Consider the following 23464-nt stretch of genomic DNA (forward strand, 5'->3'; position numbering starts at 1 on the left):
TGGCGGTATGAGCGTTGCGGACAAGCTGACCTCCCGTCTCCCGATGATCGGCGATCGGGGTGAACGCAAGGACGTCGTCGCCGTGGTCAGGCTGCACGGGGTGATCACGCCGACCCCGTCGCCGCTGGCCAGGGGGTCGATCAACCTTGCCGCCGTCGAATCGGCGCTGACCCGCGCGTTCGCCCACGAGCGGCTGAAGGCCGTCGCGCTGCAGATCAACTCCCCGGGTGGCGCGCCGACGCAGTCCGGCCTGGTCGCCGAGCGGATCCGCCAGCTCGCCGACGAGAAGAAGGTGCCGGTCCTGGCCTTCGCCGAGGACGTCGCCGCGTCCGGTGGTTACTGGCTGGCCTGCGCGGCCGACGAGATCTACGCGCACCGGACGTCGATGGTCGGCTCCATCGGCGTGATCAGCGGCGGGTTCGGCTTCACCGGTCTGCTGGAGCGGTTCGGCATCGAGCGGCGGCTGCACACCGCGGGGGCGAACAAGTCCCGGCTCGACCCGTTCAGCCCGGAGAAGCCGGAAGACGTCGAGTGGCTGAAGAAGATGCACGGCCAGCTCCACGAACTGTTCGTCGACTGGGTCACCGAGCGCCGGGGCGACCGGCTTTCCGGCTCCGACGACCTCTTCAACGGTGACGTCTGGCTGGGTGCCCGCGCGGTCGAACTCGGCCTGATCGACGGTGTCGGCAGCCTCCGCCAGGTGCTCACCGAGCGGTACCCGGACGCCGAGATCTCGGTCGCCGAACCGAAGAAGCCGCTGCTGGCGCGGCTCGGCATCGGCGCGCCCGCCGCGGCGAGCGCGTTGCTGGACGCCGTGCAGTCCAAGGCCGCCTGGAGCCGCTTCGGCCTCTGACCCGCGTGCCATGAAAGGTCCTTTCCTTGCGAAATTTGCGAGGAAAGGACCTTTCCTTGCATCCGGGGGCGGCGGGGATTCACCCGAACGGTGGTAGGCGTAAGTGGTTCAGACCAGGTCTCATATCGGACATACCGCTTTGTTGTGAACGGCAACAAACCTCGACAGCGTTGACGAGGAGGTCCGATGTCCGTTAATCGTTCCCGAACGAGCCGCTGGAAGGTCGCACTGGCAGGCGCGGCCTTGCTCTTGGTGCCTCTGGCCCTGCCCGCGACCGCCGCCGTCCCGCCGCCCCCGGCCGGCTGGACCACCGTGTTCACCGACGACTTCACCGGCGCCGCGGGTTCGCTCCCGTCTAGCGCGAACTGGATCGTCGACACCGGCCACGCGTACCCCGGCGGCCCGGCCAACTGGGGCACCGGCGAGATCCAGAACTACACGGCGAACCCCGCCAACCTGGCCCACGACGGTTCCGGGAACCTGCGGATCACGCCGTTGCGCGACGGCGCGGGCAACTGGACCTCCGCGCGGATCGAAACGCAGCGCACGAACTTCAAACCGCCCGCGGGCGGCGCGCTGCGGATCGAAGGCCGTATCCAGATGCCGAACGTCACCGGCGCGGCGGCGCTCGGTTACTGGCCCGCGTTCTGGGCGCTGGGCTCGCCGTATCGCGGCAACTACTGGAACTGGCCCGCCGTCGGCGAGTTCGACATCATGGAGAACGTCAACGGGATCAACACCGTCTGGGGCGTGCTGCACTGCGGCGTCAACCCCGGCGGCCCCTGCAACGAGACCACCGGCCTGGTCGGCAGCCGCACGTGTCCCGGCGCGAGCTGTCAGAGCGCGTTCCACACCTACACCTTCGAATGGGACACGAGCGTCAGCCCCAACGTGTTCCGCTGGCTGGTGGACGGGCAGCAGTTCCATTCGGTCGACCAGAACCACGTCGACGCCACGACCTGGGCCAACATGACGAACCACGCGGGCTACTTCGTGCTGCTGAACGTCGCGATCGGCGGCGCGTTCCCGAACAACAACTCCGGCACCACGACACCGGGGCCGGGGATCGTGCCGGGGCATCCGATGCTCGTCGACTACGTCACCGTCCTGACCCGCGGTGGCGGCACGGGAAGCCCCGGCGGCGGCAGCGCGTACGGCACCATCCAGGCGGAGTCGTACGGCCAGGCGGCCGGGATCGCCAAACAGGCCACCTCGGATTCCGGTGGTGGTCAGAGCATCGGCCCGGCGGGCAATGGTGACTGGGCGTCGTATCCGAACGTCGACTTCGGGACGCAGACCGGCAGACAGTTCCAGGCGCGCGTCGCGTCCGGAGCGGCGGGCGGCGTGAGCGGTCTCGTCGAAGTCCGGCTCGACAGCCGGTCCAACCCGCCCATCGGCAGCTTCGCCGTCGGGAACACCGGCGGCTGGCAGAGCTGGCGGACCATCCCGGCGAATATCAGCGGTGTCACCGGGAAACACGACGTCCACCTCACCTTCACCAGCGGCCAGCCCGCCGATTTCGTGAGCGTCAACTGGTTCACCTTCACTCCGTGAAGGGATAGATGTGGCACGGCGAGGCGGTTCGTGTCACCGGAAAAGATGACGGCACCGGCCACCCCGGGCGCGGGGGTGCCGGTGCCGTCCTTTCGTTCGACTTTCGTGAAGCGGGCTGGACAAGGAACCCTGCAATGGGCAGGATGCGTCTCACTGTGAGTGCTCACGATGACACCCGGAAGCTCATTGTCCTGGCGGTGGACGATGAGCCCAAAGGGCTAGACGAACTCGTCCACTGTCTCCGGAACAGCCCGCACGTCGCCCTGGTCTACCCGGCGATCGACGCTTCGGAGGCGCTGCGCCTGCTGTCCGCGGACGATCCGAGGCTGGCCGATCGCAAGGCCCGCGGTCTGCCGATCGTGGACGCGGTGTTCGCCGACATCGACATGCCCGGTCTGTCCGGGATGGAGATGTCCCGGGTGTTCGCCGCGCTGCGCCCGTCGCCCGCGCTGGTCTTCGTGACGGGACACGCGGAAGAGGCGGTCAACGCCTTCGATCTCGGCGCGCTCGACTACGTGCTCAAGCCGTACCAACAGGATCGTCTCGACCGCGCGATCACCCGCGTGATCGACAAACTCGCCGCCAACGCCGCGCCGCAGTTCGGCGCGGAAGGCGGTCTCGGGCAGGTCAAGAACGACGACGAGGTCATTCCCGTCGAACTGGCCGGCACCACCAAGCTCATCCCGCGGTCTTCGGTCCGTTGGGTCGAGGCGCAGGGCGACTACGCCCGGCTGTTCACCAACGACGGCAGCCACCTGGTCCGCATCCCGCTCGCCCAGCTCGAAGAACGCTGGGAGAAGGCGGGTTTCGTCCGCATCCACCGGTCGTTCCTGGTTTCACTGCCGCTGATCACCGAACTGCGTATGGGCCAGGGTGGCTACCAGGTCGTGATCGGTAACGAGGAGAAGGTGCTGCCGGTGAGCCGCCGCCACACGCGCGCCCTCAAGGACAGGCTGGTCGGCGCCAACCGGTCGTCGTGACCGACGACTACTACCGCCGGGTCAACGGCGTCCGTGAGCCGGACCCGACGCTGGGCAAGCGCAGGAAACCGGCGCAACCCGAGGGCGCCGCCGTCGAGCCCGTGCCGGGCGCGCCGTCCGGTCCGAAGCACGAACAGGGCAAACCCGAACATCACGCGAAACCCAAGCGGCAGCGGGTGATCCTCGCCGATCCGCGGCAGGCCACCAGCACCCTGCGGGCCAGGGTCGAGCTCGAAGAACAGACCAGCTGGGGCAAGCTCCTGGTCAAGGATCTGGTGAAGATCCAGCTGCGGACGGCCTCCTGGCTGGCGCTGCTGGTGATGGTCACGCTGTGTTCGCTTCCGGTGCTCTTCTACCTGATCCCGTCCTTCGGACGAGTGGTCGTCGTGGGCATTCCGTTGCCCTGGTTGATCCTCGGGGTGGCCCCTTTCCCGTTCCTGTTCGGGATCGGCCTCTGGTACAACCGGCTCGCCGAACGTCATGAACGCGACTTCGTCGACATGATCGAGAACTGATTGCGGAGCTGCACATAGAGGAGGACCCATGATCGCGCGCCCTCTTGTGGCCGAAGGCCACGGAAACGCGGTGGCAGGGCGCCTTGATGCCTCCGTGACCGACCTGCTCTCGCCGCGCCCTGGCAGCGCGTTTCCGTCAGCGCGCGATTAAATGACACCGTGCAGCTGAACTCTTGGGCCATCGCCGGCATCGTGCTGGTGGCGGTCCTGACCTTCTATCTGGGACACCGCTCGTCGCGGTCGGCCGTCAGCACGCACGATTTCCTCGTCGCCCGCCGCACCGTGCGTTCCCGGCGCAACGCCGCCGCGATCTCCGGTGAGTACCTGTCCGCCGCGTCGTTCATGGGCGTCGCCGGCATCGTGCTCAAGGACGGCGCCGACGCGCTGTGGTTCCCGATCGGTTTCACCGCGGGCTATCTCGCGCTGATGCTGTTCGTCGCCGCGCCGCTGCGGCGGTCCGGCGCGTACACACTGCCGGACTTCGTCGAGATGCGGCTGGGTTCGACGATGCTGCGCCGCGTCTCGACGGCGTTCGTCGTGTTCATCGGGATCCTCTACATGGTCCCGCAGTTGCAGGGCGCGGGCCTGACGCTGGCGACCATCCTGCCCGTGCCCGCGTGGGCGGGCGCGATCCTGGTGACCTGTGTGGTCGGGTTCAACGTGATCGCGGGCGGGATGCGCGCGATCACCGTCGTCCAGGCCTTCCAGTACTGGCTGAAACTGTTCGCCATCGCGGTGCCCACGTTCATCCTGTGCATCGTGTTCCTCGGCGCCGGACCGCCGGGCAGCGCGCGCCCGCTCGGGCAGCCCGCTCCGCCGACCTTCCCCGAGAACACCACGGTTTCGGTGCAGGCCGACGTCACGCTGAAGGTCACCTCGGTGACCGTGCTCGAGGCCTACGGCCAGGTGGAAGGCGCGCGCGCCAACGGTTTCGCGGTGTGGGCGCCGGAGGCCGCGCACAAGGTCGCCAAGGGCACGACGCTGAAGTTCACCGCGGGCACCCCGGTGCCGGTGGTCAGCGACGCGCCCACGTCCAATGGCGACTGGCTCCGGCCCGGTTCCGGCGGTCTCACCGATCTGCTGCAGGTCTATTCACTGATCCTCGCGACGTTCCTCGGCACCATGGGCCTGCCGCACGTCCTGGTCCGCTTTTACACCAACCCCGACGGCAAGGCCGCGCGCCGCACGACGGTGCACGTCCTGCTGCTGCTCGGCCTGTTCTACCTGTTCCCGACGCTGCTGGGCGCACTGTCGCGGATGTACGTCCCGGAACTGCTGGTGACCGGGAAGACCGACGCCGCCGTCCTGCTGCTGCCGTCCGCGGTCCTGCCGGGACTCTGGGGGCAGATCCTGGGCGCGGTGACCGCGGCCGGCGCGTTCGCGGCGTTCCTGTCGAGCTCGTCCGGGCTGCTGGTGAGTGTCGCCGGGGTCGTGTCCACCGACGTCCTGCCCGGCCGCGTCCGCGATTTCCGGGTGGCGACGGCGATCGTCGCGCTGATCCCGTTCGCGCTGGCGGTGCTGCTGCCGTCGGAGGATCTGTCGCTTTCGGTCGGGATGTCGTTCGCGCTGGCCGCGTCGACGTTCAGCCCGCTGCTGCTGCTCGGGGTCTGGTGGCGCAAGCTCAGCTGGCCCGGCGCGCTGGCCGGGATGCTCGTCGGCGGCGGACTCGTGCTGTCCGCGCTGGTGGTCAACATCGTCAGCAAGTACACCGGCGGCTGGGCGCCGTGGTTCTCGAACCAGCCCGCGCTGATCACCGTCCCGGCCGCCTTCCTGACCACCTACGTGGTGAGCCGCGCGACCGGATACGGGCGGCCGGACGACGTCCACGGTGTGATGCTGCGGCTGCACGCGCCCGATCCGCTCGGCTTCATGCGGGATCGTGCGGTCGCCCGGTTCGGGCAGGCCGAAGAGAAGACGCGGACCACCGGTAAAGGCCGTCACCGGAAGTAAATCACTCTTTCGAGTCGCAACCCTCTACACACAGTCGTACCGTTCACTCAAATGGATTGCTCCTCTGATGCCCTATGAGGGGCATGATCTTTCGTGACAACGAAGTCATGGAATGGTCGCGGCAGGTGGGAGGTCCGACATGAGCGAGACCGATCAAGACCTGGGTTCCGAACCGGAATCCGACTGGGAAAAGGTCCAGGCGAGTCCGGAATTCACCGAGCTGCGACGACGGCTGCGGGTATTCGTCTTCCCGGTGTCGGCCCTGTTCCTCCTCTGGTATCTGCTGTACGTGCTCCTCGCCGACTACGCGACGGACTTCATGAGCACCAAACTCTTCGGCAACATCACCGTCGGCCTGGTCTTCGGCCTGCTGCAGTTCGTGTCCACCTTCGTGATCACCGGCCTTTATGTCCGGTACGCGAACCGGAAGCTCGATCCGCTCGCGGACAAGATCCGGCACGAGGTCGAAGGGGCCGAACGGTGAATACGCTGGCAGCGGGCGTACAGGGCAGCAGCCCGGCGCTCAACATCACCATTTTCGCGATCTTCGTGGCGATCACGCTGGTGATCGTTTTCCGGGCGAGCCGGAATACGAAGACCGCGTCCGACTACTACGCCGCCGGCCGCGCGTTCACCGGTCCGCAGAACGGGATCGCCATCTCGGGCGACTATCTTTCCGCGGCGTCGTTCCTGGGTATCGCCGGTGCGATCGCGATCAACGGTTACGACGGTTTCCTCTACTCGATCGGCTTCCTGGTGGCGTGGCTGGTGGCGTTGCTGCTGGTCGCGGAACTGCTGCGCAACACCGGCAAGTTCACCATGGGCGACGTGCTGGCGTTCCGGATGAAGCAGCGCCCGGTGCGCGCGGCCGCCGCGATCTCCACGCTCGCCGTCTCGTTCTTCTACCTGCTCGCGCAGATGGCGGGGGCGGGCGGTCTGGTGAACCTGCTGCTCGGCATCGAGGGGAACCTCGGCCAGGACCTGGTGATCGCCGTCGTCGGCGTGATCATGATCCTGTACGTGCTGATCGGCGGGATGAAGGGCACCACCTGGGTCCAGATCATCAAGGCCGTCCTGCTCATCGCGGGCGCGTTCGCGATGACGTTGTGGGTGCTCGGGAAGTACGGCTTCAACCTCTCCAGCCTGTTCCAGGCCGCCGTCGACAAGGGCGGCCAGTCCGGGGAAGCGCTGCTCGGCCCGGGCAAGCAGTACGGCAAGACCGGCACGACGAAACTCGACTTCCTGTCCTTGGGCATCGCGCTGGTGCTCGGCACCGCGGGGCTGCCGCACGTGCTCATGCGCTTCTACACGGTGCCGACCGCGAAGGACGCGCGCCGTTCGGTGGTGTGGGCGATCGCGCTGATCGGCATCTTCTACCTGTTCACGCTGGTGCTCGGCTACGGCGCGGGCGCGCTCGTCGGCCCCGACGTGATCGCGAAGGCGCCGGGCACGACCAACTCGGCGGCACCGCTGCTGGCACTCGAACTCGGCGGCCCTGTCCTGCTCGGCTTCATCGCGGCGGTGGCGTTCGCGACGATCCTCGCCGTGGTCGCGGGACTGACGATCACCGCGTCGGCGTCGTTCGCGCACGACGTCTACGCCAACGTGATCAAGAAGGGGAAGACCGATCCCGACAGCGAGGTCCGCGTCGCGCGGATCACCGCGCTGGTGATCGGGGCGGTCGCGATCGTCGGCGGGATCCTCGCGAAGAACCAGAACGTGGCGTTCCTCGTGGCGCTCGCGTTCGCGGTGGCGGCGTCGGCGAACCTGCCGACCATCCTCTACTCGCTGTTCTGGAAGCGGTTCAACACCCAAGGCGCGCTGTGGAGCATCTACGGCGGTCTCGCGGTCTGTGTGCTGCTGATCGTGTTCTCGCCGGCGGTGTCGGGCAAACCCGTCGATCCGAAGACCGGCAAGAGCGCCTCGATGATCCAAGGCGTCGACTTCCATTGGTTCCCGCTGGACAACCCGGGCATCGTCTCGATCCCGGTCGCGTTCTTCCTCGGCTGGCTCGGCACCGTGCTGTCCAAGGACCACAACCAGAAGAAGTACGCCGAGATGGAGGTCCGCTCGCTCACCGGCGCCGGTGCGGAAAAAGCCGTCAAGCATTGAGTTGTTCTTCACGCGCGCGCAACGGGACGGGATGCGAGGATGGCAGGGTGGTGAGCCCTGCTGACATCCCGACCGTCGCCGTCCGTGATCTGCCGAAGGACGGCGTCGCGCTGCTCGACGTCCGCGAGGACGACGAGTGGGCCGCCGGGCACGCCCCCGGCGCCAAGCACATCCCGATGGGTGAACTGCCCGCGCGCGTCGGCGAACTCGACGACCTGCCCGACGACCAGCCGGTCTACGTGATCTGCCGCAGCGGCGGCCGGTCCGCGCGCGCCGCCGCGTGGCTCAACGCGAGCGGCTGGGACGCGGTGAACGTCGCCGGCGGGATGGGCTCCTGGAAGCAGGAGGGGCGCCCGATGGTCGGCGACCATCCCGGCGTCGAGCCCGAAGTGCTGTAACCGTGCAGCCAGGCCACTACCCACCGAGGGCGCCACTGTCGCCGATGCCGCCGGTGCGCCCCGCGCCGATGCGGCAGCCGGTGCGCCATCGCGTCCGCTGGGTCGCTTCGCCGCCGCCCGGCGCGCTGCCGCAGCGTCGCAAGCCCGTGGCCGAGCGCTACTCCGGCCCGCCGTCCTATCCGGTCCCGCCGAGGTGGGGTTTCCCGAATCTGGTCTGGCGGCGTCCGACCGCCGTCCCCGGCACGGCGTCCGGCGAGGTCACCGCGGGGGAGCGGCTGCGGGTGATCACGCGCAGCCTGCTGCCGGTGCTGTGGACCTTCGCCGCCCTTGCCGTCATCGCCTCGGCCGCGGAGATCTGGCGCTACGTCCTGCTGGTGCAGAGCCGCGACTCCGCGCTGTCGACGTCCGTCGTCTCGGTCTCCGACACCTTCGTGATCACGGCCGGCCTGCTCACGACGATCCTTTCGCTGCTGCCGGCCGGGCTCACCGTGTGGTGGCTGCTCGTGGCCAGGCACGCCGCCGCGGACGTCTCCGGCGAGGCGCCGCCCAGGCGGCAACGGCATGTGCTGGCCTTCGTGCTGGTGCCGGTGGTGAACCTGATCATGGTGCTGCCGGTCGTCGCCGAACTCGAACACGCCGTCCTGCGGCGGACGCGGGAAACGCGGCCGAAGCCGTCGCGGCTCGTGCTGGTCTGGTGGGGCGTCTGGGCACTCAACTGGGTGCTGCTCGTGCTGGTCATCGTCTGGCGGTTCCGTGACGGCGTCCAGGCGCTGGCCGACGGCGTCGTGCTGGTCGCGCTGACCGACCTGACCGCGGCCGGGCTGGCGGTGGTGACCGCGCTGCTCGTGAAGCGCATGTCCGGGCTGCTCGCTCCTGTCGAGGAGAAGCGCCTTCGGCTGCTTCGCGTGCTGAAGGTGGACGGGGTTCCGGAGCCGGAGCGACGCGAACGTCCCGCTTCCTCCGTGCGCTGACCCGCGTTTCTTCTGTTCCGAAGTCCGTGAAGGCCTCCTTGAGGGACCCAGAGTCCCTCAAGGAGGCCTTCACGGACTTGCCCGAAAAGAGAGCAGGGGACCTTTGCTATGCCGTGGTCACCCGGAGCGAGCGCAGGCCCCGGATCACGAACTCCGGCCGCCGCTCCGGCTCTTCCGCGAGCTCCAGCCCCGGCAGCTTCGAGGCAAGGGAGGACAGCGCGGCCGCGATCTCCACCCGCGCGAGCGGGGCGCCGACGCAGTAGTGGATGCCCATGCCGAAGCCGAGGTGCGCGTTCGGCGTGCGGCCGATGTCGAGTGTGTCCGGCCGGTCGAAGACCTTCGGGTCCCGCGCGGCGGCGCCGAGGAGCGCGCCGATCTTCTCGCCCTCGGCGACCTGGAACCCGGCGATCTCGACGTCGGTGGTCGCCGTCCGCTCGAAAAGCTGCAGCGGCGCGTCGAAGCGGATCAGCTCCTCGACACACGGGTCCAGGAGATCCGGGGAGGCCAGCAGCCGCTCCCACTGGTCGCGGTGGGTCAGCAGCGCGTTGACGCCGTTCCCGATGACGTTCACGGTCGCCTCGTGCCCGGCCATCAGGAGCAGGACCGCGGTGGCGACCAGTTCGTCTTCGGTGAGCTCACTGCGCAGAAGGTCGCTGACGATGTCTTCGCCGGGGGAGTTCGCGCGCTGCTTCGCGACGTCACGCAGATAGTCGACGAACTCCGCGGCCGCGGTTTCGGCGGCGTCGCGCTTGTCCTCGGCGAGCCCGTACTCGTACATCTTCACGATGTGGTTCGACCAGGTGACCATGCTCGGTCCCTTGTCGACCGGGACGCCGAGCAGTTCCGCGATGACCGCGACCGGCAGCGGCTGCGCGAGGTGCGCCAGCAGGTCGGCCGAGCCGGTTTCGGCGATCTCGGCGGCGAGCCGGTCGACCATGCCGTCCGCGAGTTCGGCGACCATCGGCCGCAGCCGCTGGACGTGCCCGCGCCCGAACGCGCCCGCGATCACCCGCCGCAATCGCGTGTGGGCGGGCGGCTCGTTCTCCAGCAGCGAGTTGCGGTGCAGGAGGTTGAACGACGCGAACCGCTCCACCGGCAGCGCGTCCTGCCAGATCCGGCCGAGCCCGCGATGCCGCAGGACGGCGGCCGACGCCGCGTGCGACACCGCCACCGCGATGCCGAGGCCGTCGTGCCGGTGGACTTCGCCGCGTTCGCGGAGGTCGGCGAAGGACGGGTACGGATTCGCGAGGAAGGCCGGGTCGGCGAGGTCGAACACCCGCCGACTGTAACCCGGCCGGGCGCCGCGCCGGGGTGGCCGCCCCGGCGCGGCAGGGAGCTACAGATGCAGCCAAAGCCCCAGGTGCAGGTGCAGCCCGTGATGGTGATGCCCGTGGTGATGGCCGACGCACAGCAGCAGGCAATGTCGCGCCTGGTCGGCTCTGTCGGACTGCGGCGCGGCCGAAGCCGTGCCCACCGCGGGCCCGGCCAGCATCAGACCGAGTGCCACGGGAAACGCGGCCAGCACGGCCCGGCGCTTCGAGGTGCTCATCTGTGATCCCTTCTCCGCACTACGGCACCGGATGGCGCCGTGATCGAGTATTCGGTGCGGTACGGGCAAAACGGCAGGCTGATCACCCGCGATTAGATCGTCCGGATGATGACAACCGTTTTCAGTCACGTTTGCGTGGTACCCGGATGGCCGCTGAAACCCGCCGATCCGGTCGATCCGGTGGCCCGCCGGGTGTCGTCCGCGCCGTCTTCGTCACCAACCCCGGGGGCCTTACGAGGCGTGCGCCTTCCCGCGATAGCGTTTCGAACCGAGCTTTGAGGAGGCTGACGTGGGCAAGGGTTCGCGCAAGAAGGGTCCCAAGACGACCTCGGACCGCAAGCCGAAGGTGCGCGACGTCTTCGTCGGCCAGCCCTTCGAGGGGCTCGCGGCGGAGACCGAGCTGATCGCGCTGCGCGAGTTCGTCCCGTCGGCGACGGCGGCGCTCACGCTGGGCTCCGGCGAGAAGGTCACCCTCGGCACGGTGCTGCCGATGGCGGCTGCCGCGTTCGTCCGGTCCGACGGCGAGCGCTACATCGGGATGCAGGTGCAGACCCGCTCCTCGGACATCAGCCGCGACCTCGGCCGCGCGCTCCAGTGGGTGCTGGAGGCCAAGGAGGGTGACGTGCTGTCCGTGCCGGACACCACGACGCCGCCCACCGCCGACGAGAAGGCCCGCCTGCAGGACCTGCTCGACACGGACGTCGAACTCGACGTCACGCTCTACAACGACTTCGCCTGGTGGCTGCCCGAGGACGCCGACGCGAGCGGAGACGTCGCGCTGTCCCTCGAGCGCGCGAACGCGGCGATCATGCCGACCGAACGCCTCGGCGCGGGCGCGTACTGGGTGCTCGCCGGGGAGAAGGCGCACCTGCGCTGGGTCCGCCCCGAGCCGGAGAACCTGCTGCTGCAAGCGCTTGCGCGGCTGTCCGCGGCCGGTGAGCTCGGCCTCGGCGAGGGCTCCCGCTACGCCGGTTCGTTCCGCGCGCACGGGCTGCTCGTCCCGGTGTGGGACCTCGACCCCGAGGCCCATGCCCGCGAGTGGGCCGACGCGAAGGACCAGCTCGGCACCCGGCTCGAGGCGGCGCTGAAGTCCCTCGACACCGAGCCGCTCAACGCCGCCGAGCGCCGCTCGCGCGACGGCCTCATCGGCCGCCAGCTCACCATCCGCTGATCCCCTTCCTGCGCATTCGTCCTCTGGATGCGGGCTCCGCATCCAGAGGACGAAATGCGCGAGGATGGGCGCGTGATCCTCCATATCTGCGCCAAGGACGAGTGGGCGGCGGTGCCCGAAGGCGGCGTCTACACCGCCGCGTCGCTCGAATCCGACGGCTTCATCCACTGCTCGGACCCCGGAACCGCGCATATCCCGGCCAACGCCGTGTTCCCCGGCCGCACCGATCTGGTGCTGCTGGAGATCGACCCGGCGCTCGTCGGCGCGCCCGTCGTCTGGGAGGACGGGGACCCGCCGCATCCGGCCGGTATCCAGTTCCCCCACGTGTACGGACCGATACCCCGTAACGCCGTGGTGGCCGTTCACGAATTCCCTGTTCAGGGGGACGGTTCGTTCAGAATTCCCGAGTCCGTGTCGAAACGTTGAGGCGGGCAACTCCTCGGCGAGACGAGCGTCTCTCGAACTGGTTCGCGGCGGAAGACAACCTGTGGGGGCGGTCATGCGTTTCGGGAGAGGTGAGCCAGGCAGACCTGGCCAGGTGACCCCGGGAGGAGGCGATACGGTGACCGCTGCCGCGACGGTCATACCGGGGACGGACGTCTGGGGGGCCGGCGAGAGCCGGAACAGTGCCGTGTCGGGTGAGCTCACCGACTTCGGCGACTTCGTGCGGGCCGGCCTTCCGGGGCTGCTGAGGTACGGGCACGCCCTCACCGGGAACCCGCACGACGCCGCCGACCTGGTCCAGACCGTGCTGGAGAAGATCGGCTCCCGCTGGTCGTACGTCCAGCACAAGACCGGCGACCCGATGGCCTACATCCGCCGTTCGATGGCCAACGCGCATATCAGCCGCTGGCGCCGGACCAAACGCGAGAGCCTCGTCGCCGACCTGCCGGACGTCCAGCCGTACAGTCCGGCCGATCCGTTCGAGCACGAGCCGCTGTGGCAGGCGTTGCGCGCGTTGCCGCCGAGGCAACGCGCGGTGATGGTCCTGCGTTACTACGAAGGGCTGTCCGAGGCGGAGATCGCGGATTCGCTCGGGGTCAGCCAGGGCACCGTCAAAAGCCAGGCGAGCAAGGCGATCGCGTCGCTGCGGACGAAGCTCGCGTTGTTCGAGCCCAAGGACGAAGGGAGGGAAGCGGGATGAACATGTCCGACGAGGACGTGAGGCAGCAGCTGCGCGAACTGTTTTCGGACGAGCGGCTGGGCGCGGGGTCCACGCTGAATCCCGAGGCGATCGTCGCGGGCGCCCGCCGTCGCCGTCGCCGCCGTCAGCTGATGCAGACGACGAGCGGGATGGCCGCCGCAGTGGTCCTGCTGGGCGGTGGGCTCACCGTCTTCACGATCCACGACAAGGACAACGGCGCGGCCTTCCCCGGCGGCGACCAGCTCACCATGGGCGCGGCGTCGTCGAGCCTGGCGCAGCCGGGGCCGGGGAGTTCGGCGCCGGCGGCTTCCGCGCCGGTGGAACCGCCGAACCCGACGACCGCGCCACCGCACTCGACCGCCTCGGACGGGCCGGTCAAACCGCCGAAGAGCACCGCCGCCACGAAGCCGCCTACGCAGCGCAAGGTGACCTCTGGTTCGTTGCTGACCTCCGCCGGCTTCGGCAAGCTCCGGCTCGGGATGAGCGAGTCCGAGGCGGAAGCCACCGCCGGTCCGCTGCGGGCGAAAGAGGTCCGGGGCACCTGCACCTACGGCCACGCGGACGAGGGGGCCGCCGTTCCGGTGTCGACGTCGGTGTCGCTGACCGAGGGCGACGGGATCACCGTCATCAACCCGACGGGCACGGTGCACACGCCGGAGGGGATCGGCGTCGGCTCGACCGAGGCGGATATCCTCGCCGCCTATCCCGGCAGTACCAAGGACGGCAGTTCCTACGTCGCGCCGGTGAGCGCGGTGAGCGCGTACCGGATCTCCGTGTCCGATGACGGGTCGGCCGTCAGCATCCTGCTGACCAGCATCAACCAGAACTGTCAGTTCAGCTGACGCACGAAGAAAACCCGGGCTTCTCCAAGGGGGAGAGCCCGGGTTTTCCTCGTGGTGGGAGCGTTGGTCAGAGCGCGCCGCCGGCGACCGGGGGCATCCCCGCGTCGGCGCCGCCGTCACCGACGGACTCGCGGTGCAGGTGGTTCTCCACCTCGAACAGGTTGCCGTCGGCACGTTTGACGATGTTGAGCAGCGTGGACATCTGGGAGATCTCCTCGACCTGCTCCTTGAGGAACCACTGCGTGAACTGCTCGCCGATGTAGTCCTCTTCGGCGCGCGCGGCCTTGGCCAGCTGCTGGATGTCGGTCGCGACGTCCTTCTCCTGCTGCAGCGCGAGCTCGATGAGCTCACGGACGTCGGAGAAGTCGTTGCGCACGTCGCCGGTGCCGGGGATCTCCACGTGGTGGTCGGTGTCCAGCATGTACTGGACCAGCGCCATCGCGTGGTTCCGCTCCTCGACGGACTGCTTGTAGAAGTGCTTCGCGAGCTGCGGCAGGTCCTCGGCGTCGAACCAGACCGCCAGCGCGATGTACTGCTGGGAGGCGTTGAACTCGTTGTGGATCTGCGCCTGCAGCAGTTCGTAGAACTTCGAGCGCGGTTGCTTCTTGGTGAGGGCCATGTGTTCGACGATACGTCATATCCCTATTCGATTTCCACTTTTCTCTGGTGATGTCCCCCCTATTAGGTTACCATTACCGACAATAGGCACGCCTCAATTAAGTAAGCCTTCCCTAATCAATCGAAATCAATTAGGGAAGGCTTACTTTATTTCTGTTTCAGATTCTTTCGCGCCGGATCGGGCACGACATGCAGCGTGGGCCGCCGCGGCCGGAGCCCAGCTCGGAGCCCGTGATGGCCAGGACCTCGATCCCGGCTTCCTCCAGGCGCGCGTTGGTTTCCACATTACGTTCGTACCCGATGACCACGCCGGGCGCGAGGGCGAGGGTGTTGTTCCCGTCGTCCCATTGCTCGCGTTCGGCGGTGACCGGATCGAGGCCGGTGTCGATGACGCGAAGCCGTTCGATTTCCATTGCCTCGGCGGCCGCGGTGAGGAATGGGGCCGGGCCTTCCACCTTCACGGAACCGTCGTCGGTCGGCCGCATCGTGAATGCGGTCAGCGAATCACGGGAAAGCGGATACATGACGACCGCGTCGGCCGCGACCATCGTGCAGACGGTGTCCAGATGCATGGTCGCGCGGGTCTGCTGGATCGGGACGGCGAGCACGGTGTGCGCGATCCCGTCGGCGAACACCGACCGGGCCAGCGACTCGGCGCCCGCCGCGGTCGTCCGCTCGCCGACGCCGATGGCGAGGACCCCCGGCGAGAGCAGCATGACGTCGCCGCCCTCGATCGGCGCCGAATGCGCGCCGTACGCGCGGGCGGCGTGGCGGAACCACGGGTGGTAGGCGTAGATGAGGTCCAGCACCGCGGTTTCGCGGACGCGCGCGGGCATGGTGAGCGAGGAGACCGCGACGCGGTCGCCGATCCACGCCGACGAGTCACGGGTGAACAGCAGGTTCGGCAGCGGATCGACGGCGAAGTCGTTCGGGTGGTTCATCAGCCGGACCAGTGAGGCGCCCTCGGCGGCGGGCAGTTCCTCGAAGGTCATCCCGGCCATCAGGACCTCGGCCAGCGTCGCCGGCGCCGCGCTCGAAAGGTGGGAGCGGAGCGAATCGGCCAGGTCGGGCCCGAGGCGCCGCTCGTCGACGGCCGCGTGCACGCCCGCCGCGTGGGCGCGGGTGTCCGAGAGCGCCGTGCGCAGCGCGTCGGCCAGCAGCAGCACCTCGACGCCGCGTCCGCGCAGGACCTCGGCGAACGCGTCGTGCTCCTCCTGCGCGCGGTCCACCCAGGGGATGGAATCGAACAGGAGCTGGTCGTTGTTGCGAGGCGTGAGCCTTTTGAGCTCGTTGCCGGGCCTGTGCAGCAGTACCGCGCGCAGGGGGCCGACTTCGCTGTCAACTCGGGGTGGAGTCGTCTCGTCAATCACGGTTTCACCCTAGCTAGGGAAGCCAGGAAACTCGCCCTTTGAGCAGCGCGTATCCGACGAAGGAGACGAAATCCAGCGCGGTGTGCGCGGCGATCAGCGGCCACAGCCGGTTCGTCTTCTGCCACAGCCTGCCGAACACCAGGCCCATCACGACGTTGCCGACGAAACCGCCGAAACCCTGATACAGGTGATACGAACCGCGAAGCACCGAAGACGCGACCAGTGAGGTGTTCTCGCGCCAGCCGAGCTGCCGCAGCCGGGTCAGCAGATACGCGACAACGAGCACCTCTTCGGCGAACGCGTTCCCGAAGGCCGACAACGTCAGCGTGATCGGACGCCACCATGTCTCGCCCAAAGTGGACGGTTGCACCGACAGGCTGAACCCGAGGCTGTAGGAGAGGAAGTACAGGCCGAGTCCCGGAATCCCGATCACCGCGGCGAGCAGGAGCCCGTGGACGACGTCGCGGCCGGGACGCCGCCTGTCGAGCCCGATCTCCGCCAGCTTCATCCCGCCGCGCCACAACAGGTACAGCCCGAGCGCGCCCCAGCCGACCAGCTGGCCGGCGCTCAGGAGCTGTTTGAGCAGGTCGACCAGGCTCAGGGTCGCCTGGGGGACGTTCAGCTGCGCCTGTTGCTGCGCGAGCGGCACCGGCTGCAGCAGCGAGTCCACAAGGGACAGCAGGCTGCGCAGCCCGGACAGGCCGAGGGTGATGCCGAAGACGACGACCAGTTCGATGACGATCGCGCGGCGGCGCGCCGGATCTTCCACGAATTCCGGCAGCGCCGGGCGTTCGGGACGCAGCCAGCTCATCGGCCGCACGTTACCGTCGGGTCATGGCAAGGAGTATCGCGACCAACGAAACCGTCGACCGGGCCGCGCTCGTCGACTTCCTGTCCACCCGCCACCGCGCCATCCTGATGACCACCAAGGCCGACGGCGGACCCCAGCTTTCCCCGGTGACCTGCGGAGTCGACACGGAGGGGCGGCTGGTCATCTCGACGTATCCGAAGCGCGCGAAGGTCGTCAACATCCGTCGCGAGCCGAAGGTGTCCGCCTGTGTCCTTTCCGACGAGTGGAACGACCAGTGGGTCCAGCTGAACGGCACCGCCGAGGTGCTCGACCTCCCCGACTCGGTCGAGCCGCTGGTCGACTACTTCCGCGCGATCTCCGGTGAGCATCCCGACTGGGACGAATACCGCGAAGCGATGGTGAAGCAGGGCAAGAGCATCATCCGCGTCACCATCGACTCGTGGGGCCCGCTCGCCAAGGGCGGCTTCCCGGCGGAACTCGCCTAACCCTGGGGAAAGTAAGGACAGCCGACCAGACGGCGGATCTCGCCGCTCAACTGCTGCGGCCCTTCGACCGGCCGTGAGAACGCCAGCCGGACGTCGTGGTCGCCGGAGTCGGCCTCGACGCGCAGCCGCAGCCCGTAACGGTCCAGTCCGAGCGGCCTGATCCAGCCGCCGCGCAGTTCGGCGGGCACGTGCTTGGCGAGCTGCTGGACGACGTCGGCGTGGTCGGTCTCCAGATGCCTCAGCCATGCGGCCTCGTAGTCGTGGAAGGGATCCGGCGGCGCGGCGCTGAACATATGCGGCCGGAGCGAATGCGTGCCCTCGGCGTCCGCGAGCACCAGGGACGCGGGGGTCAGCCGCAGCAGCGTCAGTCCGTGCCCGACGTCCAGCAGCCGCTCGTCCGGCCGGGTTTCGGCGATGGAGACCGCGCGGGCCCGCGCCGACACCTCGGAAAGCGGCCGGAGCCAGCCCGTGATCCACAGCAGCCCGCGAATGGGTTCGCGCAGGTCGACCGGCGCCTGATCGGTCAGTTCGACCATCACCGCGAGCTCGCCGCGCTGTGCCTCGTGCGCGCGTTTCACCAGGTGGTGCTCGTCCGGCAGCAGGATGCTGACGCTGCCGCTCGGGTGCACGTGGTGCAGCTCGGGGATGACACGGCCGCACTGTCCCGGCAGGTCGCGCTGCTCGGCGGTCGGCATCAGCGTCGCCGGCCCGTTGCGGGTGGCGATCGTCTTCGCGCGTTCCGCGGGGTTTGGCGCCGGCGGGCGGCGGATGGACGTCGGTGTGGTCACGGCTCACCTCCTAGTTAGGTGAGCCTAACCTGATCTGGCCGTCGAGTGGAAGTAGCCTGGATCACGTCTCACCGCGCACGTATACGTTGACCTGGTGGAAGACCACAGAATCCGGGTGCTCGAACCACCCGAAGGGATTCCGGCGAAGAACATGCCGGTCCTGACACCCCTTCTCGACCGTCTCACCCTGACCGCCGGAACGACGTCCTTCGCGTCCGGGTTGCTCGTGGTGCTCGGCGTCTTCCTGGCGGTGTCGGGCCGGTTCGGCATCGCCGCGCCCGCCTTCCTGCTCTGCTTCATGACACCGGTTTCGCTCTACTTCGGCTACCTCGTCCTTGCCGGATCGTCGCCGATGCGGAAGCTCACCGGCAAACCGTTCCGCCTGGTGAGCGGGCTGGACGGGGTCGTCGTCGCCGGTTCCCGGGTGAGTGTCCCGCTCGACGGCCGGTGGCTCGTCTTCCGGCTGCCCGCCCCGCTGCGAGCGCAATTGGCGGCGCAACGGCGGCTGTGGGTGCTCGGCCCGTTCTTCGTGCTGCCCGGTGTCATCGGCCCCCGGCGCGGCGCGTTCCGGGACGCCCCCGTGCGGGGTTCGGTGCCGTTGGCGGCCGAGCCGGTCACGCCGGGACGGCTGGTCACCCTGCAGGGACGGCTGCTGGGCTCGTACTACCTGCTGGGCGCCGGGATCACGCTGGTGGCGGCCGCCTTCTCGCTCTGGGTCGCCATCGACTATCCCGACCGCGACAGCCTCGTCGTGCCGAACACGCGGGTACTGGCCGCGCTCTGCGTCCTCGCGACGATCGGGCTCGGTATCGCGGCCATCGTGGTCGCCCGGCCGTCACCCGAGCCACGGTGGACCGAACTCGCCGTCGTGTCCGGGCCGGCGTCGGTCAACCTCTTCGGCATGGTCACTCTGAAAGGCCGGACGGTGCTGCCCGACGGTCGCGAGGTCACCGTCCAAGCGGGCGGATCGGATCCGTCGCTGGCCGCGAACATCGCCGCCACCGGACGGCTGTGGGTGCTCGGCGTGCCGTCGGCGGGGAAGACGGCGAAGGCCGGAGTGCCGGGGTGCGCGGTTTTCGGGCCGGTCAGATTCGGGCGGTGACGGTCGGCCGGGTTCGCCGGAGGGGCTGCGCATAAGGGATACCTGCCAGGGCAGATGCCTGAGCTGGGCACTTTGCGCGGTTTGCGCAGGGGTCGTGAGTGGTATGGAGGGTTAGAACGACCATCGCCACTCACGACCCCCGGGCAATACTGCTCAAAGTGCCCAAATCAGGCATCTTGATCTCGAAAAGTGTCCCTTGTGGACAGTCAAGACGTGGCAGTTCCCGTGATGGCCTCTCGACCTTGAAGCCGGCCGCGTCAGATTCAACTGAGCGAGCGCCGCGTCGCCTCCTCGGTCTCCACGACACCCCGCCGGATCCCTTCCAGCTGTTCGCTCAACTCGCCGATCGTCGTGGTGTCGAGCAGCGCATCGCCGGTGGCGGCCGAGAGTTCGGCCGCCCTGGCGACCAGGCCGTCGAGGCCGAGCGCGCCGGATCGCAGCTGTGCCAGCAGTTTCCGCTGCGCGCTCGACAGTCGCGTGTGGACGTCCTCCTGTGCCTGCACCGATTCGAGCGACTGGGTCAGGTCGCCGCGGATATCGTCGTCGGCGGTCTTCAATTCCTTGCGCAGCCGGGCTTTCTCGGCCGACACCGCGCCAAGGTCCACGCGCGCCAACGCCTTCCCGGTGGCGGACGTGCGAGCGGCCAGCCGCCGGAGGGTGTCGACGGTTTCCCGCACCACCGGTTCCATGGCGGCCACCCGATCCGCGAGCGGACCGGTGTCGAGCGAAGCGGAGATCGACCGGAAGCCGTCGGCCGCCGCTTCCGCGCGCCGCACCCAGCCCGCCTCGGGGGAACCGGGCTCGACGTCGGGTAGCGGCCGTTCTTCGGGCTCCGGCAACGGTTTCGGACGCGTGGCGGCGGCGACCCCGGCGCGGGCGGCGAGTACGGTCACGCCGACGCCGAGCGCGGCGAGGGCGGGCAGTTGCACCGCCCAGGCGGCCCCCGCCGACGTCGCCGCGAGGAGCAGTCCCCACGGTTCGGCTAGCTCACGGACGAAGCGCATATCCGAGGATCTCAGAAATTCGAGATCACGGCGGTGAAGACCTGGTCGATCGAGTCCGGTTTGGACGAGTCGTACCCGACGCCCTGGGTGGTCTCGGCGATCTCCTTGAGCACGTTCAAATCCGCGTCCGAGCCGTAGGCGATGGTGAACAGCCGCACCGCCTCGCCACCGCCTTCGGTCCGGAGCTGCCCGACCAGGTTCGGCAGATCGATCCCGCCCGGATCCTCGTTCCGGCCGTCGGTGAGCACGACGACCGCGTTGATCGCGTTCGGATCCAACCGCTGCTTCATGAACTCGTAGGCCGCCAGCGACGAGTCGTAGAGCCCCGTACCGTTCTGCGGGGTCAGCCCATTCAGCCGCGCCGCCAGCTCCTGCCTGCCCGGCTCACCGCCGACCGGCGACACCGGCCGGAGCTCGACGTAGTCCTTGTCGCCGGCGAGTTTCGTCGAAAACATCCACAGCCCGACCTTGTCGGCGTCGCTGAACTGCGGCAGCGACGCCACGGCGGCCTGCTTCGCGAGATCCATCTTGTTCTTCCCGGTCCCGCTGACGCCGTCGCCCATCGAACCGGAGACGTCGACGACCAGCAGCACGTTCGCCTTCTTCCGCAGGTCCTTCCACGACTTCAGCACCTCGGTCAGCACCGGCGGGCTCGGCGGGCGGATGAGGTTGAGCTTCGAGTCCGGCTCGGCGCCGTTCTCCTTCGTGGTCTGCGAGCCGGGTTTGCCGTCGAACGTGCGGAAGCCGATGTCGCTGAACTTCCGCTGCGCCTCGGCGCCGCGCAGATGCGCGAGGAAATCCGCCGCGACCTGCTTGTGGATGTCGTCGGCCCAGTTCAGCGCGGTGAACGGGTGGTCGGAGTTGAGCGTGCCGTCGCTCGGGTAGATCCCGGCGAGGGGCACCTTCGGCGGCGCGTGCTGGCCGCGTTTCGCCGGATCGTTCGTGGGATTGCCCTGGTTGTAGCCGACGAGCGAGTTCTCCTCGACCGTCACCGCCGAGATGTACGACATCGCGGCGCCGCGGTCGTCGGCCTTCTGCAGGTTCGTCAGGAACGTCAGCGTGTTGTCGCCGTAGTGGACGATGGCCTGCTCGACGTTCTGCACGAACGTCCGCGCCTCGGGTTTCGCGAGCGCGTTCACGGTGAGGTCCGAAGACGTGCCCGTCGCCGCGTAATAGGCGCCGATGGTGGCGTTCAGGCCGGACGTCGAGATGTTCGGATTCGTCTTGCCCAGCCGGAACCTCCCCCATTCCGGATGGTCGTATTTCGCCCAGCCCTGCGGATCCGTGGCGAGCGCGGCGAGATCCTTCCAGCCGATGCCCTTGCCGGGCCAGCCGAGCGCTTCGGCCATCGGCTTCGGCATCGCGACGACCAGCGGCGCGTTCGCGACCGATTCCGGGTCGCCTTCGGGGACCAGCGCGGGGTGATCGGAGCCGGTGAGGTTCTGGCGCAACAGGTTCACCCAGCCGGACGCGGCGGGCGTCCAGACGTCCGGCCGCGGGCCGTCCACCGCTTCGTTCCAGCCACGGGCCAGCGCCTGCATCGCGGTGCCGGACGACTTCGACTGCACGAGCACGTCGACACAGCGTCCGGCCACCGTGCGGCCGCTGTAGCCCTGGGCGATCTCGGCGACCACGCCGGCCTTTTCCGGCGACGACGACACCTGCAGCTTGACCGCGTCGCCCGTCGTGCACTTCGCTTCCACGGCCTCCTCGCCGGAGTCGCTCGTGAGCGCGCGCAGGCCGATGATCAGGCCGATGGCGACCACCGCCGCGGCCACGAACGCCAGGACCTTGCGGCCGCCGCGGGACTGCTGAGGATTCACGACCATGGAGAACCTCCGCCGGTGGGGACACCGATTATCCGGAGGTTTCGCCTTGCCAGGCTTGGCGTTGCCGAACCGTTGCGGCCATGGCGGTACTTATCCCGCCACCCGCCGCATTCAGTCCTCTAAATGCGTGGGCACCTACTCGCGCCTGTTGTTGATCTACGCATTCAGAGGACTAAATGCGTGCCGTCAAGCGCCGGGGCCCCGGCCGGACCAGGTCCACGCGTAGCCGTGGTCCTCGGACGCGTCGGCCGCCTCGCCGAGATCCAGCGGCGCGAAGGTGTCCACCATGACCGCGGTCTCGTCGAAGAACTGCGCCCCGATCGACGCCTCGGCCGCGCCGGGCTGCGGCCCGTGCGTGAAGCCCGACGGGTGCAGCGAAAGCGAGCCGACCTCGATCCCGGAGCCCTTGCGCGCCTCGTAGTTCCCACGGACGTAGAACATCAGCTCGTCCGAGTCGACGTTCGCGTGGTTGTACGGCACCGGGATCGACTCGGGGTGGTAGTCGACCTTGCGCGGGCAGAACGAGCAGACCACGAAGTTCGGGCCCTCGAACGTCTGGTGCACGGGCGGCGGCTGGTGCACGCGGCCGGTGATGGGCTCGAAGTCGTCGATGTTGAACACCCACGGGTACAGGCAGCCGTCCCAGCCGACGACGTCGAACGGGTGGGTCGCGTAGGTGTAGCGCGTCAGCCCGGCGCGGTGGCGCACGAGGACCTCGACGTCGGTGCCGTCGACGACCAGCGGCTCGGACGGCCCGCGGATGTCGCGCTCGCAGTACGGCGAGTGCTCCAGGAACTGACCCTTCGCCGACAGATACCGCTTCGGCGGGCCGATGTGGCCGCGTGCCTCGATGGTCAGCAGCTTGACCCCGTCGTCACCGTGCGGGAGCACGCGATAGGTGCACGACGTCGGGATGACGAGGTAGTCGCCGTCGCCGACCTCCAGCGAGCCGTAGATCGTCTCGACGGTCGCGCCGCCGCCCTGGACGTAGAACAGCTCGTCGCCCGCCGCGTTGCGGTACAGCGGCGAAGGCTTGGTCGCGTGGACGAAGCCGATGGTGACGTCGGCGTTGCCGAACAGCCGCCGCCGGTCGGTGACCGCGTCGGCGTCGCCGAACTTGAGGTCGTGGGTCTTGAAGGCGCGCGGCTTGAGCGGATGGTTCGGGGTGATCGGGCCGCGCTCGTCCTCGATCGCGACGGCGTCGACGATCGCCGTCGGCAGGCCGCGGTGGTAGAGCAGCGCCGAGTCCGCCGAGAAGCCCTCGACACCCATCAGTTCCTCGGCGTACAGGCCCCCGTCGGGCTTGCGGAACGCCGTGTGGCGCTTGTGCGGGATCTCGCCTACCTGCCGGTAGTAAGGCATCGGAATCTCCCCGGAACGTGTCCGTTGTGCGAACGATTTTGTCCTGATGTCGTACG

Annotated in this window: 24 protein-coding genes; 15 read left to right on the plus strand and 9 right to left on the minus strand. The window is 68.7% G+C overall.

Features of this window, described 5'->3' with window-relative positions; translation table 11 throughout:
- The first annotated feature begins 7 nt into the window (after positions 1-7).
- The 9 genes from ACSMFO_RS13190 (at position 8) to ACSMFO_RS13230 (ending at position 9333) form a co-directional block, all read left to right on the plus strand.
- A complete protein-coding gene (locus ACSMFO_RS13190) occupies positions 8-853 on the plus strand; it encodes a S49 family peptidase (RefSeq protein ID WP_436458833.1) in 846 nt (281 codons plus the stop codon).
- Positions 854-1039: 186 nt separating this feature from the next.
- On the plus strand, positions 1040-2407 hold the full coding sequence (locus ACSMFO_RS13195) for a carbohydrate-binding protein (protein ID WP_436458834.1): 1368 nt from the start codon (positions 1040-1042) through the stop codon (positions 2405-2407).
- A gap of 143 nt (positions 2408-2550) precedes the next feature.
- On the plus strand, positions 2551-3387 hold the full coding sequence (locus tag ACSMFO_RS13200; protein ID WP_038522137.1) for a LytR/AlgR family response regulator transcription factor: 837 nt from the start codon (positions 2551-2553) through the stop codon (positions 3385-3387).
- Entirely contained in the window at positions 3384-3902 is a 519-nt protein-coding gene (locus tag ACSMFO_RS13205) for a hypothetical protein (RefSeq protein WP_436458835.1), read from the plus strand. The genes ACSMFO_RS13200 and ACSMFO_RS13205 overlap by 4 nt, the downstream gene beginning before the upstream one ends.
- 159 nt (positions 3903-4061) lie before the next feature.
- Positions 4062-5852, plus strand: coding sequence for a cation acetate symporter (locus ACSMFO_RS13210; RefSeq protein ID WP_436458836.1), 1791 nt, complete (start codon positions 4062-4064; stop codon positions 5850-5852).
- A gap of 139 nt (positions 5853-5991) precedes the next feature.
- Entirely contained in the window at positions 5992-6336 is a 345-nt protein-coding gene (locus tag ACSMFO_RS13215) for a DUF485 domain-containing protein (protein ID WP_436458837.1), read from the plus strand.
- On the plus strand, positions 6333-7964 hold the full coding sequence (locus tag ACSMFO_RS13220; protein ID WP_436458838.1) for a solute symporter family protein: 1632 nt from the start codon (positions 6333-6335) through the stop codon (positions 7962-7964). The genes ACSMFO_RS13215 and ACSMFO_RS13220 overlap by 4 nt, the downstream gene beginning before the upstream one ends.
- Before the next feature lie 47 nt (positions 7965-8011).
- Positions 8012-8362 (plus strand): rhodanese-like domain-containing protein, encoded by a 351-nt coding sequence (locus ACSMFO_RS13225; protein WP_007030524.1) that lies wholly within the window; start codon positions 8012-8014, stop codon positions 8360-8362.
- A gap of 44 nt (positions 8363-8406) precedes the next feature.
- Complete coding sequence (locus ACSMFO_RS13230; protein ID WP_436458839.1) at positions 8407-9333, plus strand: DUF4328 domain-containing protein; 927 nt, start codon at positions 8407-8409, stop codon at positions 9331-9333.
- 106 nt (positions 9334-9439) lie between these two features.
- On the opposite strand, the gene ACSMFO_RS13235 is transcribed toward ACSMFO_RS13230, so the two are convergent.
- Both ACSMFO_RS13235 and ACSMFO_RS13240 read right to left on the minus strand, forming a co-directional pair.
- Positions 9440-10609 (minus strand): cytochrome P450, encoded by a 1170-nt coding sequence (locus ACSMFO_RS13235; protein ID WP_436458840.1) that lies wholly within the window; start codon positions 10607-10609, stop codon positions 9440-9442.
- A gap of 60 nt (positions 10610-10669) precedes the next feature.
- The gene (locus ACSMFO_RS13240) at positions 10670-10882 is read right to left on the minus strand and encodes a hypothetical protein (protein ID WP_436458841.1); all 213 of its coding nucleotides are present in this window, start codon (positions 10880-10882) and stop codon (positions 10670-10672) included.
- A gap of 289 nt (positions 10883-11171) precedes the next feature.
- On the opposite strand from ACSMFO_RS13240, the gene ACSMFO_RS13245 reads away from it, so the two are divergent.
- The 4 genes from ACSMFO_RS13245 to ACSMFO_RS13260 all read left to right on the plus strand — a co-directional run bounded on the left by ACSMFO_RS13245 (position 11172) and on the right by ACSMFO_RS13260 (position 14039).
- A complete protein-coding gene (locus ACSMFO_RS13245; protein WP_038507305.1) occupies positions 11172-12053 on the plus strand; it encodes a DUF5926 family protein in 882 nt (293 codons plus the stop codon).
- Positions 12054-12125: 72 nt separating this feature from the next.
- Positions 12126-12479: a DUF952 domain-containing protein gene (locus tag ACSMFO_RS13250; RefSeq protein WP_038507308.1), complete on the plus strand. Its 354-nt coding sequence runs from the start codon at positions 12126-12128 to the stop codon at positions 12477-12479.
- Between the two features lie 205 nt (positions 12480-12684).
- Entirely contained in the window at positions 12685-13197 is a 513-nt protein-coding gene (locus ACSMFO_RS13255; protein ID WP_436459019.1) for a SigE family RNA polymerase sigma factor, read from the plus strand.
- Positions 13198-13199: 2 nt separating this feature from the next.
- Entirely contained in the window at positions 13200-14039 is an 840-nt protein-coding gene (locus ACSMFO_RS13260) for a hypothetical protein (protein ID WP_436458842.1), read from the plus strand.
- 67 nt (positions 14040-14106) lie between these two features.
- On the opposite strand, the gene ACSMFO_RS13265 is transcribed toward ACSMFO_RS13260, so the two are convergent.
- From ACSMFO_RS13265 to ACSMFO_RS13275, 3 genes are all read right to left on the minus strand, one after another.
- Positions 14107-14658, minus strand: coding sequence for a ferritin (locus tag ACSMFO_RS13265; RefSeq protein ID WP_038507316.1), 552 nt, complete (start codon positions 14656-14658; stop codon positions 14107-14109).
- 157 nt (positions 14659-14815) lie between these two features.
- Positions 14816-16027, minus strand: coding sequence for an arginine deiminase (locus ACSMFO_RS13270; RefSeq protein WP_436458843.1), 1212 nt, complete (start codon positions 16025-16027; stop codon positions 14816-14818).
- 13 nt (positions 16028-16040) lie between these two features.
- On the minus strand, positions 16041-16838 hold the full coding sequence (locus ACSMFO_RS13275; protein ID WP_350573400.1) for a CPBP family intramembrane glutamic endopeptidase: 798 nt from the start codon (positions 16836-16838) through the stop codon (positions 16041-16043).
- 23 nt (positions 16839-16861) lie between these two features.
- On the opposite strand from ACSMFO_RS13275, the gene ACSMFO_RS13280 reads away from it, so the two are divergent.
- A complete protein-coding gene (locus ACSMFO_RS13280) occupies positions 16862-17323 on the plus strand; it encodes a PPOX class F420-dependent oxidoreductase (protein ID WP_436458844.1) in 462 nt (153 codons plus the stop codon).
- Here the strand turns inward: ACSMFO_RS13280 and ACSMFO_RS13285 are convergent.
- Complete coding sequence (locus ACSMFO_RS13285; RefSeq protein WP_350573395.1) at positions 17320-18111, minus strand: DUF2470 domain-containing protein; 792 nt, start codon at positions 18109-18111, stop codon at positions 17320-17322. The genes ACSMFO_RS13280 and ACSMFO_RS13285 overlap by 4 nt on opposite strands.
- 94 nt (positions 18112-18205) lie before the next feature.
- Between ACSMFO_RS13285 and ACSMFO_RS13290 the strand changes: the two genes are divergently transcribed.
- The gene (locus ACSMFO_RS13290) at positions 18206-19213 is read left to right on the plus strand and encodes a hypothetical protein (RefSeq protein WP_436458845.1); all 1008 of its coding nucleotides are present in this window, start codon (positions 18206-18208) and stop codon (positions 19211-19213) included.
- 263 nt (positions 19214-19476) lie between these two features.
- Here ACSMFO_RS13290 and ACSMFO_RS13295 read toward each other — a convergent pair whose 3' ends face one another.
- The 3 genes from ACSMFO_RS13295 to ACSMFO_RS13305 all read right to left on the minus strand — a co-directional run bounded on the left by ACSMFO_RS13295 (position 19477) and on the right by ACSMFO_RS13305 (position 23408).
- Entirely contained in the window at positions 19477-20217 is a 741-nt protein-coding gene (locus ACSMFO_RS13295) for a hypothetical protein (RefSeq protein WP_436458846.1), read from the minus strand.
- Between the two features lie 11 nt (positions 20218-20228).
- The gene (locus tag ACSMFO_RS13300) at positions 20229-22046 is read right to left on the minus strand and encodes a substrate-binding and VWA domain-containing protein (RefSeq protein ID WP_436458847.1); all 1818 of its coding nucleotides are present in this window, start codon (positions 22044-22046) and stop codon (positions 20229-20231) included.
- Between the two features lie 186 nt (positions 22047-22232).
- Positions 22233-23408 carry a homogentisate 1,2-dioxygenase gene (locus tag ACSMFO_RS13305; RefSeq protein WP_037333634.1) on the minus strand — a complete coding sequence of 392 codons (1176 nt, stop codon included), beginning with the start codon at positions 23406-23408 and terminating at the stop codon, positions 22233-22235.
- Positions 23409-23464 lie beyond the last annotated feature (56 nt).

Origin of the sequence: Amycolatopsis sp. w19 (assembly GCF_051373225.1) — a bacterium.
Classification (GTDB): Bacteria; Actinomycetota; Actinomycetes; order Mycobacteriales; family Pseudonocardiaceae; genus Amycolatopsis; species Amycolatopsis japonica.

Coding starts and splice junctions, on each gene's coding strand:
- ACSMFO_RS13215 (WP_436458837.1), top strand. CDS start 5,992: ATGAGCGAGACCGATCAAGACCTGGGTTCCGAACCGGAATCCGACTGG.
- ACSMFO_RS13275 (WP_350573400.1), bottom strand. CDS start 16,838: ATGAGCTGGCTGCGTCCCGAACGCCCGGCGCTGCCGGAATTCGTGGAA.
- ACSMFO_RS13240 (WP_436458841.1), bottom strand. CDS start 10,882: ATGAGCACCTCGAAGCGCCGGGCCGTGCTGGCCGCGTTTCCCGTGGCA.
- ACSMFO_RS13200 (WP_038522137.1), top strand. CDS start 2,551: ATGCGTCTCACTGTGAGTGCTCACGATGACACCCGGAAGCTCATTGTC.
- ACSMFO_RS13195 (WP_436458834.1), top strand. CDS start 1,040: ATGTCCGTTAATCGTTCCCGAACGAGCCGCTGGAAGGTCGCACTGGCA.
- ACSMFO_RS13265 (WP_038507316.1), bottom strand. CDS start 14,658: ATGGCCCTCACCAAGAAGCAACCGCGCTCGAAGTTCTACGAACTGCTG.
- ACSMFO_RS13230 (WP_436458839.1), top strand. CDS start 8,407: ATGCCGCCGGTGCGCCCCGCGCCGATGCGGCAGCCGGTGCGCCATCGC.
- ACSMFO_RS13190 (WP_436458833.1), top strand. CDS start 8: ATGAGCGTTGCGGACAAGCTGACCTCCCGTCTCCCGATGATCGGCGAT.
- ACSMFO_RS13280 (WP_436458844.1), top strand. CDS start 16,862: ATGGCAAGGAGTATCGCGACCAACGAAACCGTCGACCGGGCCGCGCTC.
- ACSMFO_RS13300 (WP_436458847.1), bottom strand. CDS start 22,046: ATGGTCGTGAATCCTCAGCAGTCCCGCGGCGGCCGCAAGGTCCTGGCG.
- ACSMFO_RS13260 (WP_436458842.1), top strand. CDS start 13,200: ATGTCCGACGAGGACGTGAGGCAGCAGCTGCGCGAACTGTTTTCGGAC.
- ACSMFO_RS13305 (WP_037333634.1), bottom strand. CDS start 23,408: ATGCCTTACTACCGGCAGGTAGGCGAGATCCCGCACAAGCGCCACACG.
- ACSMFO_RS13295 (WP_436458846.1), bottom strand. CDS start 20,217: ATGCGCTTCGTCCGTGAGCTAGCCGAACCGTGGGGACTGCTCCTCGCG.